The organism is Dietzia sp. DQ11-71 (assembly GCF_014144995.1).
GTDB classification, from domain to species: domain Bacteria; phylum Actinomycetota; class Actinomycetes; order Mycobacteriales; family Mycobacteriaceae; genus Dietzia; species Dietzia kunjamensis.
The window spans coordinates 1-3,941 of sequence record NZ_JAALDT010000087.1; the positions used below are offsets into that span (position 1 = coordinate 1).

A 3,941-nucleotide genomic window follows, 5' to 3' on the forward strand; every position below is an offset into this window, starting at 1 on the left:
GAGACCCACATCCACGCCGACTACCTGTCCGGCACCCGCGAGCTGGCCGCCGCGACCGGCGCCACCGTCTACCTCTCCGACGAGGGCGGCGACGACTGGCGCTATGGCTTCGAGGGCGAGCGGCTCCGCGACGGCGACACCATCGAGCTCGGCAACGTCCAGCTCAAGGCCGTGCACACCCCCGGCCACACGCCCGAGCACCTCATGTTCCTCGTCACCGACGGCGCGTTCGCCGACGAGCCCGGCTACGCGCTCACCGGCGACTTCGTGTTCTGCGGCGATCTCGGCCGACCGGACCTGCTCGACGAGACCACCGGCGGCAACGCGTCGAACGACGAGGACACCCGCGTCGACAGCGCCAAGCAGCTGTTCGCCAGCCTGCGCGAGCGCTTCCTCACCCTGCCCGACCACGTCCAGGTGTTCCCGGCCCACGGCGCGGGCTCGGCCTGCGGCAAGTCCCTGGGGGCCTTGCCCTCCAGCTCGGTGGGTTACGAGCGGAAGTTCGCGTGGTGGCCCGAGTACGTGGAGAACGACGACGAGGAGGGCTTCATCTCCGAACTCCTCGACGGCCAGCCCGACGCGCCGGCGTACTTCGGGCGGATGAAGCGCGAGAACCGGGACGGCCCCTCCGTGCTCGGCAATCCGTTGACGGAGCTGCACGAGCTGCCTGCCCAGGAGGTGGCCTCCGGCATCGAATCCGGTGACCTCGTCGTCGTCGACCCCCGCCCCGCCGACGACGTCCACGACGGCACCGTCGACCGCGCCATCAACCTCCCCGCCGGCCAGGCGGGCACCTACGCCGGCTGGGCGATCGACCCGGAGTCCGACACCCGCGGCCTGGTCTTCCTCGCCGAAGACGCCGAGGAGGCCGACGAGCTGCGGCGCCGCGTCATCCGGGTGGGGGTCGACACCACGCGCGGGTACGTCACCTCCACCGACGGACTGCCCACGTTCCGCCCGGAGACCGTGGACCCGAAGGACCTGGAGTCCCACGAGCACGCCATGGTGCTCGACGTCCGCGCCACCTCCGAGTACTCCGACGGCCACGTTTCCGACGCCACCCAGCTGCACGGTGGCCAGGTGATGTGGGAGCGCGACGAACTGCCCGACTCGGGAAAGATCGTCACCTACTGCCAGTCCGGCACCCGCAGCTCGGTGGTCGCCAGCTCACTGCGCAGCGTCGGTTACGACGTCACCGAGCTCGAGGGCAGCTACTCCGCCTGGGAGGACGCCGGGATGCCCACGGAGTGACCGGCCGGCCGTGGCGCCGCCAACGGGCGCGGTGCCACGGCCTCGCCCGCGGGCAGGAACCGGCCCGCCGCGAACTCGGAGCCGTAGCCCGGGGCGAACTGACCGTCGGACCACACCACGTGGCCGCCGATGATCGTCGCCGCAACCGCCCGGTCGTTGCGGTTGACCATCCGGCGGATCCCGCCGAACTCGTCCATGGCCTCCTCGTGGTACTCGAGGGACTCGCCGTCGAGCCCGGACGGGTCGACGACCACCACATCCGCTCGCGCGCCCACCTGCAGGCGCCCGGCGTCGAGGCGGTAGAAATCCGCCAGCTCGCCGGTGAGCTTGTACACGGCCTCCTCGGTGGTGAGGAACGGCGCGCCCTTGAGTTGTGCCTGGTGCACGCGCTCGAGCAGGCGGATCCCGAAGTTGTAGAACGCCATGTTCCGCAGGTGCGCGCCGGCATCGGAGAAACCGATCGTCACACCGGGAGTCCGTGCCAGCCGGTTGGCGACCTTCTCCCGCGCGTTGGCGATGGTGGTGGTCCAGCGGAAGTCGGTGCCGTACTCCACCACCAGGTCGAGGTAGGCGTCCGCCGGGTGGAGCTTCCGGGCGCGCGCGACGTCGCCGACGGTCTGGCCGACCAGTGACTCGTCGGGGCAGGCCACGATGAGCGCGTCGTCGAAGTCCCGGTGCCACACGCGTGGGCTGAAGCGCTTCTCGAAGTCGCGGCGGAACCAGCGCCGGTAGCTCTCCTGCTCGAGCAGGTCGGTGCGGGCCATCTCGTCGACGAGGTGCAGTGCCTCGCGGCCGGAGCCGAACTCCTCGAACACCACCAGGTCGATCCCGTCGGCCCACACCTTGAACGTCGTGGGCAGGTGCTGCCACACGAACTTGCCCTTGCCCAGCGTGTTGGCAGCAAAGGCGATGGGCCGGAAGATGCGGTTGACCCACGGCTCGGCCAGCGTGTCGGCGGCGGCCAGCAGGGAGACACGCAGGGGCTTGCGGAACAGCCCGGTGCTCGTGGCGGCGTAGAAGGCCACGTCGACCTTGGTGTTGAGGTTGGGTACGCCCTGCAGGACCCGGTCACGACGACGAAGAAGACGGCTGATCCGCCGGAACTCGCCCCACGAGGCATGCGTGGAGGGCAGCGTCCGTGAGCGGTAGCGGTCACCGTCCATCTTGTCCCACGGATTGGTCATGGTGGACACGCCCAGGAAGCCCTCGTCGAGAGCGGCGTTGATGCGACGGTCGATCTTGCGCAACTCGTCGCGGCTGGGGGACTGCGTGGGGTCGGTCGCCCGGCCCAACCCCATCACCGAGGCGCGGACGTCGGAGTGGCCGAGGAACGACGCGACGTTGGGCCCCAGTGGCAGGTCCTCGACTGTGCGCCGCCAGTCCGCCGGCCCCGACCAGGTCTTCTTCTGCTCGAGCGCCTCGAGCACCGAGTCGCGGGGCAGGGCCTCGACGCGGCTGAACAGGTCGGCGACGTCGACGGTGCCCGAGTACACGCCCGAGATGGAACAGTTGCCCACCAGGACGGTGGTCACCCCGTGGCGGACGGACTCCCCCAGGCCCGGGGAGACGAGAAGTTCGACGTCGTAGTGGGTGTGGGTGTCCACGAACCCGGGTGTCACCCACCGCCCCTCGGCTTCCACGACCTGTGTGCCGGGCGAGACGGGCAGTGGCGCAGGGCTAATCGCGGCCACGACGCCGGCCCGGATCCCGACGTCCGCGCGGACACCGGGGGCGCCGGTGCCGTCGAAGACCGTGCCCCCGCGGATGACGACGTCGAAGTCCGTCCCACCCGGGCTGGCGTTCTCCGCGTTCTCGGCGTTTTCAGCGCGATCGGCGTTCTCGGTGATGCTCACGAGGAACTCCTCTTGATGTGATGTGGAACACAGCTACCCGCAGGTTACTCGGACATTCGTCCACGTCCAGCCCGGGTTGGCACCGGGCTGTGTCGGGGTCGCCGAGTAGCGTGGCCGCCATGACGACCCGCACGGAGCGCCTGGACGGTCTGCCGTTCACCCGCAAGCACCGCAAGTTGCTGCTCGGCTCGGGCGTGGGTTGGGCACTCGACGCCATGGACGTCGGCCTCATCTCCTTCGTCATGGCCGCGCTGGCCGTCCACTGGTCGCTCTCGCCCACCGAGCTGTCCTGGGTCGGGTCCATCGGGTTCGTGGGGATGGCGATCGGCGCCGCCCTCGGCGGACTGCTCGCCGACAAGATCGGTCGACGCCAGGTCTTCGCCGTCACCCTGCTGGTCTACGGCCTCGCCACCGGCGCGGCGGCCCTGTCGACCGGCATCGCCATGCTCATCGTGCTGCGGTTCATCGTCGGCCTCGGCCTGGGCGCCGAGCTGCCGGTGGCGTCCACCCTGGTCAGCGAGTTCGCGCCCCGCCGGATCCGCGGCAGGGTGGTGGTGATCCTCGAGGGGTTCTGGGCCGTCGGCTGGATCATGGCCGCCCTCATCGGCTACTTCGTGGTGCCGGTCGGCGACGACGGGTGGCGGTGGGCCCTGGCCATCGGGATCATCCCGGCCGCGTACGCGCTGGTCGTGCGATTCGGACTGCCCGAATCTGTGCGCTACCTGGAATCGACGGGCCGCGTCGACGAGGCCGAGCGGATCGTCCGCGACTACGAGGCGTCCGCGGGGGTCGAGCCGCCGGCCGCGCCGTCCGGGCCGTCCGCGTCGGCGCCCGCTC

At 70.6% G+C, this 3,941-nt stretch carries 3 protein-coding genes; 2 read left to right on the plus strand and 1 reads right to left on the minus strand.

Annotated features, from left to right (window positions below; genetic code table 11):
* On the plus strand, window positions 1-1,251 hold a 1,251-nt coding region (locus G6023_RS03575; protein WP_182634103.1), incomplete at its 5' end, for an MBL fold metallo-hydrolase.
* On the opposite strand, the gene G6023_RS03580 is transcribed toward G6023_RS03575, so the two are convergent.
* Window positions 1,212-3,098: an N-acyl-D-amino-acid deacylase family protein gene (locus G6023_RS03580; RefSeq protein WP_182634105.1), complete on the minus strand. Its 1,887-nt coding sequence runs from the start codon at window positions 3,096-3,098 to the stop codon at window positions 1,212-1,214. The two genes, G6023_RS03575 and G6023_RS03580, sit on opposite strands and share 40 nt — an antisense overlap.
* A 125-nt stretch (window positions 3,099-3,223) precedes the next feature.
* Here G6023_RS03580 and G6023_RS03585 point away from each other — a divergent pair.
* Window positions 3,224-3,941 (plus strand): MFS transporter (locus G6023_RS03585; protein WP_182634104.1); only part of this gene is annotated, 718 nt, incomplete at its 3' end.